The 13,437-nt window shown below is 68.9% G+C and carries 14 protein-coding genes; 10 read left to right on the top strand and 4 right to left on the bottom strand.

Going from position 1 to position 13,437, the window contains the following annotated elements; all coding sequences use genetic code 11:
- Positions 1-98 precede the first annotated feature (98 nt).
- The 5 genes from FS787_RS05775 to FS787_RS05755 all read left to right on the top strand — a co-directional run bounded on the left by FS787_RS05775 (position 99) and on the right by FS787_RS05755 (position 5,080).
- Complete coding sequence (locus FS787_RS05775) at positions 99-1,805, top strand: glycoside hydrolase family 13 protein (RefSeq protein WP_144671266.1); 1,707 nt, start codon at positions 99-101, stop codon at positions 1,803-1,805.
- Between the two features lie 83 nt (positions 1,806-1,888).
- Positions 1,889-2,806 (top strand): aldo/keto reductase family oxidoreductase, encoded by a 918-nt coding sequence (locus FS787_RS05770; RefSeq protein ID WP_395940328.1) that lies wholly within the window; start codon positions 1,889-1,891, stop codon positions 2,804-2,806.
- Between the two features lie 173 nt (positions 2,807-2,979).
- Positions 2,980-3,843 carry a CoA ester lyase gene (locus FS787_RS05765; RefSeq protein WP_144671265.1) on the top strand — a complete coding sequence of 288 codons (864 nt, stop codon included), beginning with the start codon at positions 2,980-2,982 and terminating at the stop codon, positions 3,841-3,843.
- A 25-nt stretch (positions 3,844-3,868) separates the two neighbouring features.
- Complete coding sequence (locus tag FS787_RS05760) at positions 3,869-4,819, top strand: DUF2797 domain-containing protein (protein ID WP_186329096.1); 951 nt, start codon at positions 3,869-3,871, stop codon at positions 4,817-4,819.
- 36 nt (positions 4,820-4,855) lie between these two features.
- Complete coding sequence (locus tag FS787_RS05755) at positions 4,856-5,080, top strand: DUF3188 domain-containing protein (protein WP_144671264.1); 225 nt, start codon at positions 4,856-4,858, stop codon at positions 5,078-5,080.
- Here the strand turns inward: FS787_RS05755 and FS787_RS05750 are convergent.
- Together FS787_RS05750 and FS787_RS05745 are read right to left on the bottom strand one after the other, a co-directional pair.
- Positions 5,070-6,731, bottom strand: a complete 1,662-nt coding sequence (locus tag FS787_RS05750) for a SulP family inorganic anion transporter (RefSeq protein ID WP_144671263.1) — start codon at positions 6,729-6,731, stop codon at positions 5,070-5,072. The genes FS787_RS05755 and FS787_RS05750 overlap by 11 nt on opposite strands.
- Positions 6,728-7,105, bottom strand: a complete 378-nt coding sequence (locus FS787_RS05745) for a helix-turn-helix transcriptional regulator (protein WP_144672002.1) — start codon at positions 7,103-7,105, stop codon at positions 6,728-6,730. The genes FS787_RS05750 and FS787_RS05745 overlap by 4 nt, the downstream gene beginning before the upstream one ends.
- 143 nt (positions 7,106-7,248) lie before the next feature.
- On the opposite strand from FS787_RS05745, the gene FS787_RS05740 reads away from it, so the two are divergent.
- From FS787_RS05740 to FS787_RS05725, 4 genes are read left to right on the top strand one after another with little or no spacing between them, the layout of a single operon-like run.
- Positions 7,249-7,734 carry a MaoC family dehydratase N-terminal domain-containing protein gene (locus FS787_RS05740; protein ID WP_144671262.1) on the top strand — a complete coding sequence of 162 codons (486 nt, stop codon included), beginning with the start codon at positions 7,249-7,251 and terminating at the stop codon, positions 7,732-7,734.
- A gap of 2 nt (positions 7,735-7,736) precedes the next feature.
- Positions 7,737-8,174 carry a MaoC family dehydratase gene (locus FS787_RS05735; RefSeq protein WP_144671261.1) on the top strand — a complete coding sequence of 146 codons (438 nt, stop codon included), beginning with the start codon at positions 7,737-7,739 and terminating at the stop codon, positions 8,172-8,174.
- Between the two features lie 15 nt (positions 8,175-8,189).
- Entirely contained in the window at positions 8,190-9,467 is a 1,278-nt protein-coding gene (locus tag FS787_RS05730; protein ID WP_144671260.1) for a sugar MFS transporter, read from the top strand.
- A 51-nt stretch (positions 9,468-9,518) separates the two neighbouring features.
- Positions 9,519-10,586, top strand: coding sequence for a UDP-N-acetylmuramate dehydrogenase (locus FS787_RS05725; protein WP_144671259.1), 1,068 nt, complete (start codon positions 9,519-9,521; stop codon positions 10,584-10,586).
- 14 nt (positions 10,587-10,600) lie between these two features.
- Here FS787_RS05725 and FS787_RS05720 read toward each other — a convergent pair whose 3' ends face one another.
- Positions 10,601-11,077 carry a hypothetical protein gene (locus FS787_RS05720; RefSeq protein ID WP_260982412.1) on the bottom strand — a complete coding sequence of 159 codons (477 nt, stop codon included), beginning with the start codon at positions 11,075-11,077 and terminating at the stop codon, positions 10,601-10,603.
- Positions 11,078-11,146: 69 nt separating this feature from the next.
- Between FS787_RS05720 and FS787_RS05715 the strand changes: the two genes are divergently transcribed.
- Positions 11,147-12,253 carry a winged helix DNA-binding domain-containing protein gene (locus FS787_RS05715; RefSeq protein ID WP_144671258.1) on the top strand — a complete coding sequence of 369 codons (1,107 nt, stop codon included), beginning with the start codon at positions 11,147-11,149 and terminating at the stop codon, positions 12,251-12,253.
- 19 nt (positions 12,254-12,272) lie between these two features.
- On the opposite strand, the gene asd is transcribed toward FS787_RS05715, so the two are convergent.
- Positions 12,273-13,415, bottom strand: coding sequence for an aspartate-semialdehyde dehydrogenase (gene asd, locus FS787_RS05710; protein ID WP_144671257.1), 1,143 nt, complete (start codon positions 13,413-13,415; stop codon positions 12,273-12,275).
- Between the last annotated feature and the right edge of the window lie 22 nt (positions 13,416-13,437).

The raw sequence follows: 13,437 nt of genomic DNA, 5'->3' as shown, positions 1-13,437 counted from the left end.
GACCTCCCCGTAAGTACGGACCCATAATTGATCCGGCAATATATTTAGCTTGTATCTAAATTATCAGAAGCACTGCTCCGAACCCGAAGGATCTCCCCTTGTCCAACACCGCCACGCTGGCAACCCTGTCCGGTTCCGATCTCGCAGCCGACCCCAACTGGTGGCGCCAGGCCTCCGTCTACCAGATTTACCCGCGCAGCTTCTCCGATTCGAACGGCGACGGCCTCGGCGACATCAAGGGCATCACGGCCAAGGTCCCTTACCTGAAGGAACTCGGGATTGACGCCGTCTGGCTCAGCCCGTTCTACCCCTCGGCCCTCGCGGACGGCGGCTACGACGTCGACGATTACCGTGACGTGGACCCCAAGCTCGGCACGCTGGAGGACTTCGACGAGATGTCCGCCGCGCTGCACGCGGCCGGCATCAAGCTGATCGCCGACATCGTCCCCAACCACTCCTCCAACCGGCACATCTGGTTCCAAGAGGCCCTGGCGTCCCCCCGCGGCTCCGACGCGCGTGAGCGCTACATCTTCCGGGACGGCAAGGGCGAGAACGGGGAGATCCCGCCGTCGGACTGGGAATCCGTCTTCGGCGGACCCGCCTGGGAACGCATCACCGAACCGGACGGCACTCCCGGCCAGTGGTACATGCACATCTTCGCCAAGGAACAGCCTGACCTGAACTGGTCCAACCGGGAAATCCGGGACGACTTCCTCAAGACCTTGCGCTTCTGGTCCGACCGCGGCGTGGACGGCTTCCGCGTCGACGTCGCCCATGCCCTCACCAAGGACCTCACCGAGCCGCTGCTGTCCAAGGTGGAGCTGAGCGAGGCGAACAGCGGCACTGACGGTTTCGACGACGGCTCGCACCCGTTCTGGGACCGCGACGAGGTCCACGAGGTCTACGTCGAATGGCGCGAGGTGTTCAACGAGTACAACCCGCCGCGCACCGCCGTCGCCGAGGCCTGGGTCCACGCCAGCCGCCGCGGCCGCTACGCCAGCCCCGAGGGCCTGGGCCAGGCGTTCAACTTCGACCTCCTGCAGGCCGACTTCGACGCCGACGAGTTCCGCGAGATCATCACCCGGAACCTCGCCGAAGCCACCGAGTCCGGCGCCTCCTCCACCTGGGTGTTCTCCAACCACGACGTCGTCCGGCACGCCACCCGCTACGGCCTGCCCAAGGGCGGCGGCAAGCACGCCAAGGGCCAGGACGGCAAGGGCTGGCTGCTGGCCGGCGCCCCCGCCGAGGAGCTCGACGTCGACCTCGGCCTGCGCCGGGCCCGTGCCGCCACCCAGCTGATGCTGGCGCTGCCGGGCTCCGCTTACCTGTACCAGGGCGAGGAGCTGGGCCTGCAGGAGGTTGCGGACATCCCCGATTCCGAGCGGCAGGACCCCACGTTCTTCCGCAACAAGGGCGTGGAGATCGGCCGGGACGGCTGCCGCGTTCCGCTGCCTTGGTCCGCCGAGGGCGGCTCCTTCGGCTTCGGCGACGGCGGGGCGCACCTGCCGCAGCCGGAGTGGTTCGGCCGCTACGCCGTCGCCGCCGAGGACGGTGTGGAGGGTTCCACGCTGGAGTTCTACCGCCAGGCGCTGAAGCTGCGCCGGGAACTGCAGACCTCGGAGGAGCTCGAATGGCACACCGCCGCCAGCCCCGACGTCCTGCACTTCAGCCGCCCCGGCGGCTGGCAGACCGTGACCAACTTCGGCGACATGCCGGTTGAACTTCCCGCCGGCAAGGTGCTGCTCAGCAGCGGACCCCTCGACGGGAACCTCCTGCCGGGCAGCACCACCGTCTGGTTGCGGTGACCCCCGCAACGCAGGAGCGGCCTGCCGGGCAGCTGAAACCTGCCCAGGGACTGAGACCGGTCCAGGAGCTGATCTATGGTTGCATGGGCCTTGGCGGCAACTGGTCGCCGGAGCCGTACTCGTCCGCCCAGGTGGACGAGGCGGCGGCCGCCGTCGACGCCGCCCTCGAAGCGGGCATCACCCTCTTCGACCATGCGGACATCTACCGCGGCGGCAAGTCCGAGGCGGTGTTCGGCGAGGTGTTGGCGAACACGCCCGGTCTGCGGGAACGCATCCGGCTGCAGACCAAGTGCGGCATCCGGCTCAACGAACACGGACTAGAGGGCTACTACGACCTCAGCCGGGACGCCATCCTGGCCCGCGTCAATGAAAGCCTCGCCCGGCTCCGCACGGACTACGTGGACGTGCTGATGCTCCACCGCCCCGACCCTTTGATGGACCCCGCGGAGGTCAGTGCCGCCGTCGGGCAGCTGATGGCCGAGGGTAAGGTCCGGGCGCTGGGTGTGTCCAACATGTCCGGGGCGCAGATCGAGGTCCTGCAGGACCGCCTCGAAACCCCGGTGGTTGCCAACCAGCTGGAGATGAGCCTGCTCAAACGCGCCTGGTTGGAGAGCACGGTGCTGGTCAACCATGCCGAGGGCACGGACTACAGCTTCCCGCACGGCACAGTGGAGCATAGCGTCCGGCAGGGGATCACCCTGCAGGCGTACGGCGCACTGGCCCGGGGCCTCTATACCGGGGCTCCGGCCCCGGCGCCGTCGGCTGCGGAGGAAGAGACCACCGCGCTCGTGGCGCAGCTGGCCGCGGAGAAGGAAACCACCGGGGAGGCGATCCTGCTGGGCTGGCTGATGAAGCACCCGGCCGGCATCGCCCCCGTGATCGGCACCGCCAATCCGGACCGCATCCGGGCCTGCGCGGACGCGGCCGAGGTGGCCGCGGCCATGACCCGGCCCGAGTGGTACCGGCTCTGGGTGACGGCGCGGGGCAGCAACATCCCGTAAGGGTTCCTCCCGCCCAACGGGCAGCAGGCAGCGGGCAGCAGAAGTCCTTTTGAACACTCAAAAGGGCTTCTGCTGCCGGTTCCCCGGGCCGGGCTGTGATATTGGTCGTATTGGACACCGCCCGGGGCCGGAATACTTCGCGGGAGACACCCCGGAACGGATAGCGTAGATACATGACCTCCACCACCACCACCGGGACCATCCGGCCTCAACGCAACATTCCAGCTGAAATCGCCCGCTCCTGGCTGCTGGTGAACGCAATGAAGACCGAACTTTTCGACCAGTCCGCCGACTCCCGGGCGGACGCCATCATCCTGGACATCGAAGACGCGGTGGACCCCTCGCAGAAAGACGCCGCCCGCGCCAACGTCGTGGACTGGCTGAGCGCCGGCGGCAACGCCTGGGTCCGGATTAACGACGCCACCAGCCCCTTCTGGGCCGATGACCTCGCCGGGTTGCGCGGCACCCCGGGCCTGCTCGGCGTGATGCTCGCCAAGACCGAGTCCGCGGACCAGGTCACCGAAAGCTTCCACCGGATGGACGGCAAGACGCCCGTCATCCCCCTCGTCGAGTCCGCCGTCGGCATTGAGGAGGCCAACAACATCGCTAAGGCCCAGGGCGCGTTCCGGCTCGCCTTCGGCTCCGGCGACTTCCGCCGCGACACCGGTATGGCAGCCACCCCGGAAGCCATGGCGTACCCGCGCGCCAAGCTGGTCGTGGCCAGCCGCGTGGGCAACCTGCCCGGCCCCATCGACGGACCCACGGTGGGCACCAACCACCCGATCCTCCGCGAGCAGACCGGCATCACCGTCATGATGGGCATGACCGGCAAGCTGTGCCTCGCGATCGACCAGACCCACGTCATCAACGAGGTCATCAGCCCGACGCCGTCCGACGTCGCCTGGGCCACTGACTTTATGGCCGACTTCGAAGCGAACGGCCGCGTGATCCGCGACGGGTCGGACCTGCCGCGCCTGGGCCGCGCCGAGAAGATCATGAAGCTCGCGGTAGCCTTTGGGGTGCAGCCGGCCCTGTAGCCCGCCCCCGACCCTAGGAGACCCCGTGACCGATACCCGCTATCTGGTCCACGGGGTCTTTTGGGATGCCGAACCGGGCGAAGCCGGCCCCTCCGACGACGGCGACGGCGGACGCCCGGTAATGCGCCTCCAGGACCCGGACGGCGGCTTCACTGAACTGCCGCTCGACGCCGGAACCCGGCTGGGCTTCAAGCTCGCCGCCGCGGGGAAGCACTGTTTGGGACACCACAAGGTGCACGGACCCGCGGCCCGGGACCACGTCCTGTGCCCGGCCCGGGCGCACGCCGTCAAGGGAAGCCAGTGCGAGCGGTGCTTTGTGGTGGATGATTCCCGGCTCATCCACGACTTCCACCGCGGCGGACGCGTGCCGCCCGGGCTGCGCGCCTACCTGCTGCAGCCGCACTGGCTGTACGTCGCCACCTTCGCCAACGGCGCCAGCAAAGTGGGCACCGCTGCGGGCCCGCGGAAATGGAAGCGGCTCGCCGAACAGGGCGCCGTCGTCGCCCGGTACGTCGCCCGCGCCGACGACGGCCGGGTGGTCAGGCTGCTCGAGGACCTGGTGACCCGCGACGCCGGCCTGCCGCAGCAGATCCGCTCCGCCGCCAAGGCAGCGGCCTTGACTGGCCCGGCCCCCGCCGTCGAACTGGACGCGCTGAACAGCAGGCAGGCCGGCGTCGTCCGCGAGCTGCTGGCCGGCGTCGGGGGAGGCGGGTTCGACGTCATGGACGAGCGCTGGCTCCGGCCGGGACTGTCGGACGGTGTCTGCGCGCCGGCTGCCCGGCACCCCTACCCGCACGAGCTCAGCACGGGAACCCACGGGTTCCGGATCCACCCCCTCAGCGGCAGCATCGCGCTGGCCAGGCTCGACGGCGCCGACCTTGAGTTCGTCGTCAACCTCGGGCAGCTGAAGGCGCGGATGATTGAACTCGGCGACCACTGCACCGACGTCCCGGCCGTGCAGGAGTCCCTGTTCTGACGCTGGAAGTGCCGGCGGCCCCAGTAGAATGGCACGGTGCTGAAAGAATTCTGGGACTCCGCCTCAACCGCCTACAAGGTGCTGGTTTTCAGCGCCATGGGAATGCTCGGGATCGGGATCGTCCTCAACCTGGTGGGGAACAGCACGGGTAACCAGGACCTCGCCGTTGCCTCCCTCGCCGTGATCGGAGCCGGCCTGATCCTCCACATCGCCGGGATTGTGGTCCGGGGCCAGACGATCCGCAAAACCCTCAAGCGTTAGCAGCGGCGTTCCGGCGGACGTGGCTGCGGGCATGTTCCACGGCCGAGGGCAGGGACGTGAAGAGGTGTTTGTGGTGCCGCAGCGACCGGATCACGCCGACGTTGGTCACTAGCTCGAGGTGTTGTGGCTGGACGCCCTTGAGGAGAACCGTCACACCGCGCAGCTCCAAGGCCGAAATGACCTCCACCAGCGTGTGGGCCCCGGTCGCATCGAGCATCCGCACCTGTGACAGCCGGATGATGGCCACCTGGATGTCCTTGACCTGGCTGATTTCCTGCAGGACGCGTTCCGCGGCGCCGAAGAACATGGCCCCGTCCAGCCGGAAGATCGCGATGTGTTCGTCCCCCGGTTCAGGTGTTCCGGGGATGTCCTCGCGTTTCACCCCGCTGAGCGAGGCGAACTTCCGCAACGTGAAGAGGGCCGCTGCGACCAGGCCGATCTCGATGGCCACGATCAGGTCGAAGGCCACGGTGATGAGGGCTGTGAGGACGAATACAAAGGCGTCGGCGCGGGTGGAGCGCAAGATGGCCGTCACCGTGTGCCTGGAAACCATCCGGCTTGCCGTGACCATCAGGATCCCGGCGAGGACCGCCAGCGGGATCTTCCCGACCAGGCCGGCCGCAAAGTAGATGATGGCCAGCAGAACCAGTGCGTGCACAATGGCGGAGAGCCGGGTGCGTGCCCCGGACCGGACGTTGACGGCGGTCCGGGCGATGGCACCCGTGGCCGGCATGCCGCCGAAGAACCCCGCCGCGACCGAGGCGAGGCCCTGTCCCGTAAGTTCCCGGTCCGGGCTGTAGGCCCCGGAGGGCCTCCCGTCAGGGCCCACCAGGCCGGCGGCCACCCGTGCGGACAGCAGGGACTCGATGGCCGCCAGCATGGCGATGGACACCGCGGGCATCAGCAACCCGCCCAGGGCTGCCGGATCCAGGGCGGGCATCGACGGTGCGGACAGGGACTGCGGCAGGGCCCCGATCCGGGGAATGTCCAGCTGGAGCGCCTCGGCGGCCGCGGTGGCCAGGACCACGGCGATCAGGCTGGCGGGCAGGGCTTTGTTCAACTTTGGAAGCAGCAGCATCACCGCCGCGACACCCGCGACGACGCCGAGGGTCAGCAGGACCGTGGGCAAGGTGGCCTGGGATGCGCTCTCGACGGCGGCCAGCAGGGTGTTGTGCCCCGGGATCCCCGCGGTGCCGGTGGCCATCGGGACCTGCTGGAGGAAGATGATCGCGGCGATACCGAGCGTGAAGCCTTCCACGACGGGCCACGGAATGAAAGCCACCGCCCGGCCCAATCCGCTGATGCCCAGGATGACCACCAGCAGGCCGGCCAGGAGGGAGACCAGGGCGATGCTGCCGGCGCCGTGGACCGCGACTACGGGGGCCAGCACCACCACCATGGCACCGGTGGGCCCGGAGACCTGGACGTGCGAGCCGCCCATGACCGCTGCCACCAGGCCGGCCACGACGGCGGTGATGAGTCCGGCTTCGGCGCCGACCCCGGAGCTCACGCCGAAGGCCAGCGCCAGCGGCAGGGCCACAATCCCCACGGTGATGCCCGCCAGCAGGTCCGTTTTCCAGGAGGAACGCAGCCCGTCGTAGTCGCGGCGGGAGGGAAGGAAGCGGCGGAAATGCCCGGGGGTGGCACTCACGAATCGGCGCCCTTGAGATGCTCGCTGGGCAGTCCCTGCGCGAGTTTGAGCTGTTCGTTGGAATCGGCCAGGCTGTCGAGAAGGAAGGTCCGGGCGATGGCCAGCAGTTCGGCGATCTTCGGATGCGCCAGCCGGTAGGTCACGGCGTTGGCGGACCGGGACGAGGTCACCACCCCGTGGCGGCGCAGCGTGGCGAGGTGCTGGGAGAGATGCGACGCTTCCAGTCCCGTCTCGGAGAGCAGGTAGCTGACGGGTGCCGAGTAGCCCGGCGCGGCAGAGAGCAGCTCAAGGACCCGGATCCGCGCCGGGTGCGCGAGGGCCTTGAACAGGTTGGCCTTGATTTCGTACAAGGGGGTCTGCGCTGGTGAGATCATTGCGGCCTGTGCTTTCTCATCGCCGCGACCCGCGGCGGTCATGAATTGATGAAATGATGTTTTCATCATACCGCATGTCATCCAACCGCTCACCCCCTGTCATCGGCGCGGGAGGCCCTGCGGCGTGGCGATAGGCTGGTTCCATGACTATCAATCCGGATCTGCAGGGCCGCAGCTACCCTGCCGCAGAGGTGTACGACGTCGGCCGCGAGAAGATCCGCGAGTTCGCCCGCGCGGTGAAGGCCACGCACCCCGCCCACTTCGACGTGGCGGCCGCCGCGGCGCTGGGGCACCGCGACCTCGTGGCGCCGCCGACCTTCGCGATTATCGTCGCCCAGCGGGCGGACGCCCAGCTGATCGAGGACCCGGACGCCGGCATCGACTTCTCCCGGGTGGTCCACGCGGACCAGCGCTTCGTCCACCACCGTCCGATCCTGGCCGGGGACCGGCTGGTCGCGGAACTTCATGTCGACGGTGTCCGCGCGATGGGCGGGGGTGCCATGATCACCACCCGCTCGGAGATCTTCGCACTTGCCGCAGGTGCAGACGCAGCCGACGCAGGCGACAATTCGCGTGAAGCCGTCGCCACCACCACCTCGTCCATCCTGGTCCGCGGAGAGGGACAGTAGCCATGACACCCACATTTTCAGAGCTCACCGTCGGCCAGGACATCGGTAGCCGCAGCGTCGACGTCACCCGCACGGACCTCGTCAAATACGCCGGCGCCTCCGGAGACTTCAACCCCATCCACTGGAACGAGGCCTTCGCCACCAGCGTGGGACTGCCCGGCGTGATCGCCCACGGTATGTTCACCATGGGCTCCGCCGTCCAGCTTGTTACCGACTGGGCAGGCGACCCCGCCGCCGTCGTCGATTTCCAGACCCGCTTCACCAAGCCCGTTCCGGTGGCCGACACCACGGGGACGCCGGACGCCGGCGCCGTCATCGAGATCTCCGGCGCCATCGGGGCGCTCGACGCCGGGGCAGGCACCGCCCGCGTTGACCTGACGGTCCTCGCGGCGGGGCAGAAGGTGCTGATGAAGGCCCAGGCCGTCGTCAGGCTGGCCTGACCGTATGGCGCTGCTGTGACCGTACGCACCGGCCAGTCCGCGGAGGTCGCGCACTGGCGTAACGCGGTGGTGACCGCCTACGCCGTCAGCGGCATCGCGTTCGCCAGCTGGGTGTCCCGCCTGCCCGCCATCCGCGACGGGCTGGACCTCACCCCCGGAAGCGTCGGGCTGCTGCTGCTGTGCATGACCCTGGGATCCTTCATCTCAGTCTCCGCATCCGGGCTGATCGTGCTGCGGTTCGGCTCGAAGCAAACCATACGGATCGGCAGCATCATGGTGGGCGCCGGACTGATCCTCGCCGGCCTGGGCACCTCCGTCCTGGTCAACCCGCTCGCCGTCGCCGCAGGGCTGGCCGTGATCGGACTCGGCACCGCCAGCTGGAACACCGCCTCCAACGTCGAGGGTGCCGCCGTGGAGCGCGCCGTGGGCCGGCACATCATGCCGCGGCTGCATGGCGCCTTCAGCCTCGGTACCGTCGCCGGCGCCGCGGCGGGCGCCTGGGCGGCCGGCGCCGGCGTCCCCGTTTTCTGGCACCTCGGTGCCGTGGGGTTGCTCGTCGCGGGCTCCGTCGCGACGGCCGCGTCGTGGTTCCGTGCCGACGTCACGCCGGTGGACGGCAGGCAGACGTTCAAGCCGGCCGAACTCGATACCTTCGAGGACCCCTCCACCGGGCCGATCCCGGTCATCCGCCCGGCCACGGGACAGCCCGATGAACCGCTGGACAACAAACGCCAGATCGCCCAGGCCTGGCGGGACCGGCGGACCCTCCTGCTGGGCGTCCTCGTGCTGGGACTCGCCCTCGCCGAAGGCGCAGCGGGGGACTGGGTGGCGCTCGCGCTCGCCGACGGCCACGGCCAGTCCGACGCCGCGGGAGCCGCCGGGTACGGGCTCTTCGTCACCTTCATGACGATCGGCCGGTTCACGGGCACCGTGGTCCTCGACCGCTTCGGCCGGGTCCCGGTGATGCGCTGGTGCGCCGCCCTGGCCGTGCTGGGGCTGGGCCTGTTCGTCTTCGCGCCGGAGCCCTGGGTGGCCTACGTCGCTCTCGCGGTGTGGGGACTCGGCGCCTCCCTGGGCTTCCCGGTGGGCATGTCCGCCGCGGCCGACGACCCCGTGAAGGCAGCCGCCCGGGTTTCCGTGGTGTCCACCATCGGCTACGGCGCTTTCCTCTGCGGCCCGCCCCTGCTGGGCCTGCTGGCGGAGCACGTCGGCATCCTGCACTCCCTGCTGGCCGTCATGGTGATGCTGGTGGTCAGCTTCCTGCTCTCCCCAGTGGCCCGGAAGGCCGGCTAGCGGAAAAGCCGGGCTTAGGGAAGGCCGCCGGAACCCCGCTAGGCTGGTCAGGTGACCCAGACTCTGCTTTCCGCCCTGACCACGGCCGCCGTCGGCGGCCCCGCCGGACGTTTTATCGAGGCCCGCACCGAGGCCGAAATCATCGAGGCCGTCCGGTCAGCGGACACCGCCGGCGAGCCGCTGCTGATCATCGGCGGCGGCTCCAACCTGCTGGTGTCCGACGACGGGTTCCCCGGCACCGTCCTGAAGATCGCCTCCGAGGGGTTCACCGTCAGCGCGAAGGATTCCTGCGGCGGCGTCGCCGTTGTGGTCCAGGCCGGCCACAACTGGGATGCCCTGGTGGAGGACGCCGTGCGGCACGCCTGGTCCGGCATCGAGGCGCTCTCCGGCATCCCCGGCGCCACGGGCGCCACTCCAGTCCAGAACGTCGGTGCGTACGGCTCGGACGTCTCGCAGACGATCGCCGCCGTGCGGACCTGGGACCGGCACCGCAACGCCGTGCAGACCTTCACGAACTCTGAGCTGAAGTTCGGCTACCGCGACTCGGTCCTCAAACAGACCACGGTCAACGGCTCCCCGCGCTACGTCGTCCTCACAGTCGAGTTCCAGCTGCCGCTGGGCCGCATGAGTGCCCCCGTCCGTTACGCCGAACTCGCCCGCGCCCTGGGCGTCGAGGCAGGCCAACGCGCCTACTCGAACGATGTCCGGCGCGAAGTGCTGCGGCTCCGGGGATCAAAAGGCATGGTGTGGGACGCGGCTGACCGGGACACCTACTCCACCGGTTCCTTCTTCACCAACCCCATCGTGCCGGCAGAGGTCGCCGCAGCGCTGCCGGAAGATGCGCCCCGGTACCCGGGCGGCGCCGACGGGCTGACCAAGCTCTCGGCGGCCTGGCTGATCGACCAGGCCGGCTACGCCAAAGGGTTCGGGCTGGAGCCGGACAGCGTCTCCGGCGGCCGGGCGTCACTGTCCACCAAACACACTCTCGCCATCACCAACCGGGGATCGGCCAGCGCGGCGGACCTGCTGGCGATCGCGCGCGAGGTGCGCCGCGGCGTCGTCGAACGCTTTGGGATTGAACTTCATCCGGAACCGCTGCTCATCGGCGTGGAGCTGTAGGCCGAGGGACCCGGTCAGTTCCTGCTGCGGCGCGGGGCGACTTTGCTGAAGAGCAGGAACGTGAAGCCGGAGGCGGCCGAGCCAAGGAAGAAGACCTGGCAGAAGGCGACGGACTGTGTGCTGGGCCCGCTGCGGAGCAGAAAGCCTGCGACCGCGAAGACCACCGCGCCGGCGAGCAGGGCCACGGAGCCCAGCAGGAGACTCTGCACCGTGTCCGGCAGGCCGTCGGAATCCAGGTCCTCCGGTGCAACCTCGTCCAGCGCACGCGGGCGCGACTGGACGGATGCTGCCGTGACGAAGCTGGCCACCGCCACCGCCGTGGACGCCATGGCCACCAGTTGCAGGGTGCTCATCATGGGGGAGAGGCGTGTTCCGCTGGCGATGGCAATGGCGAGACCGGCCGTCATGCCGGCTGCGCTGGAAGCCCAGCCCAGCAGGGCGAGGCTCCTGCTCAGGGGCCGCAGCAGCGGCCACATCTCACTCATGGTCATCCGTCAAGGGTAGGCAGTCCGGCTGGAAGGCTGCTGGGAACCGGCCGTCAGGAGTCCTAGCATGGGTGCATGAGAGCAACGGCGCGTGTCCGGCTCAGCCGGGGGATCCTGGGCCGGCTGCGGCTGGCTTCGCAGGGACTGGCGGGGTCCGGGTTCCGCAGTGTCGCGGCAGCGGTGCGCTGGATGACGGCCATGCAGGCCCAGGACCTGCAGGCGGCCCTCTGGGCCGTCGGCCAGCGGGTGCCGGGATCCCGGGTTACGGATATCCGGAGCGCCCTGGACCGGGGCGAGATCGTCCGGTCCTGGCCGATGCGCGGCACGCTGCACCTGCTGGCACCGGAGGACCTGAAGTGGATGCTGGCGATCACGTCCGACCGGCTGATCCGGAGTATGGCCGGGCGCCACCGGGAGCTCGGGATTGATGCCGCGGACGTCGGCGTCGCGGCGGATAGCGCGTTGCAGCTGGTCTCCGGCGGGGCGGCCGCCAGCCGGGCGGAGCTGTTCCAGGCCTTTGAGCGGGCCGGGCAGAGCTCGGCGGGCCAGCGCGGCATACACCTGTTGGGGGTCCTGTGCCAGCGCGGTTGGCTGGTGCAGGGGCCGCTGGTTGGGAACCAGCAATTAGTGGTGGCCTTCGACGACTGGATCACCGGGTCGCGGTCCCTGGACCGGGCGGAGGGTATCGCGGAGTGGCTGCTGCGCTATCTCCGCAGCCACGGGCCAGCCACGGAACGTGACTTTTCCTGGTGGTCCGGCATTCCCCTGAAAGAGGTCCGCACGGCCCTGGCCCGGGTGAAGAACCAGCTGGTGGAGTTGACCTTCGAGGGGACAACCTACTGGCTCTCCCCGGAAACGGCCGCCCTCCTCGATGAAGGCGTCCCCGCGGGGCGCCTGGTGCTGGCGCTGCCCGGATTCGACGAGTTCCTGCTCGGCTATACGGACCGGTCGCTCGTGCTGCCGCCGGAGCATGCCGACAGAATCGTGCCGGGCGGCAACGGCGTGTTCCGGAAGACGATTGTCGCCGGCGGCCAGGTCGTCGGCACCTGGGAGGTGTCCCGCACCGGAAAAGCCGCTTCGGTGGTGCCTGAACCCTTCGATGAGATCAACGGACTGCGGCCTGCCGCCCAAAGATCCTTTGAGCTGCAGGCCGCGAAGTACCGGAGATTCCTCGGCACCTGACCGGGGGGCGGGGGCGTCCCTAAAGGTTGCCGGTGGCGATGTTGAGCATACGGCGCAGCGGTTCGGCCGCACCCCACAACAGCTGGTCGCCCACGGTGAAGGCGCTGATGTACTGCGGCCCCATCTCCAGCTTGCGGATGCGGCCCACCGGAATGTCGAGGGTCCCGGAAGCGGATACGGGGGTGAGGTCTGCCATGGACGCTTCCTTGGTGTTGGGCACCACCCTGGCCCATTCGTTGTCCGCGTCCAGGAGCTTCTCGATCTCAGCAACGGAGAGGTCTTCGCGGAGCTTGAGCGTGAGTGCCTGGGAGTGCGAGCGCATGGCGCCGATCCGGATGCACAAGCCGTCCATGATGATGTGCTCGTCGCCGGAAGTGCCGAGGATCTTGTTGGTCTCCACCCCGGCTTTCCATTCCTCCTTGGACTGGCCGTTGCCGAGGTCCGCATCAATCCACGGAATGAGCGATCCGGCCAGCGGGACGCCGAACTGCGAGGCGTCGACGTCGGTGCGCTGGTGGGCCAGGACCTTCCGGTCAATGTCCAGGATGGCCGACGCCGGGTCGTCCAGTTCCGAGCTGACCTGGGCGTTGAGCGTGCCGAACTGGTTCAGCAGTTCGCGCATGTGCCGGGCGCCGCCGCCGGAGGCGGCCTGGTAGGTCATGGACGTGCCCCACTCGACGAGGCCGTTCTTGAACAGCCCGCCCAGACCCATGAGCATGCAGGAGACGGTGCAGTTGCCGCCGATGAAATCCTTGGTGCCGTTGGCCAGTCCCTTGTCGATGACGTCGCGGTTGATCGGGTCCAGCACGATGATCGAATCGTCGTTCATCCGCAGCGTGGAGGCGGCATCAATCCAGAGGCCCTCCCAGCCGCGGCTGCGCAGCTCGCCGTGGACCTGTTTGGTGTAGTCCCCGCCCTGCGCCGTCACGATGATCGGCAGTTTGGCGAGGGTCTCGACGTCGAACGCGTCCTCAAGCTTGCCGGCATCGCCGCCGGCAGCGCCAGCGAAGGAGGGGGCGGCACCTCCGGCGTTGGAGGTGGAGAAAAAGACCGGGTTGATGGTGGCGAAGTCGCCCTCATCCTGCATGCGCTGCATCAGGACGGAACCGACCATGCCACGCCAACCGACAAGTCCAACGGACGGAGTAGCTGCTGTAGTCATTCGCCCAGTTTAGACTTTCACG

Source organism: Arthrobacter sp. U41 (assembly GCF_007679325.1).
In the GTDB taxonomy this organism is placed as follows: Bacteria; Actinomycetota; Actinomycetes; order Actinomycetales; family Micrococcaceae; genus Arthrobacter.
The sequence above is the reverse complement of the archived record's forward strand: the minus strand, read 5'-3'. Positions and strand labels throughout refer to the sequence as shown.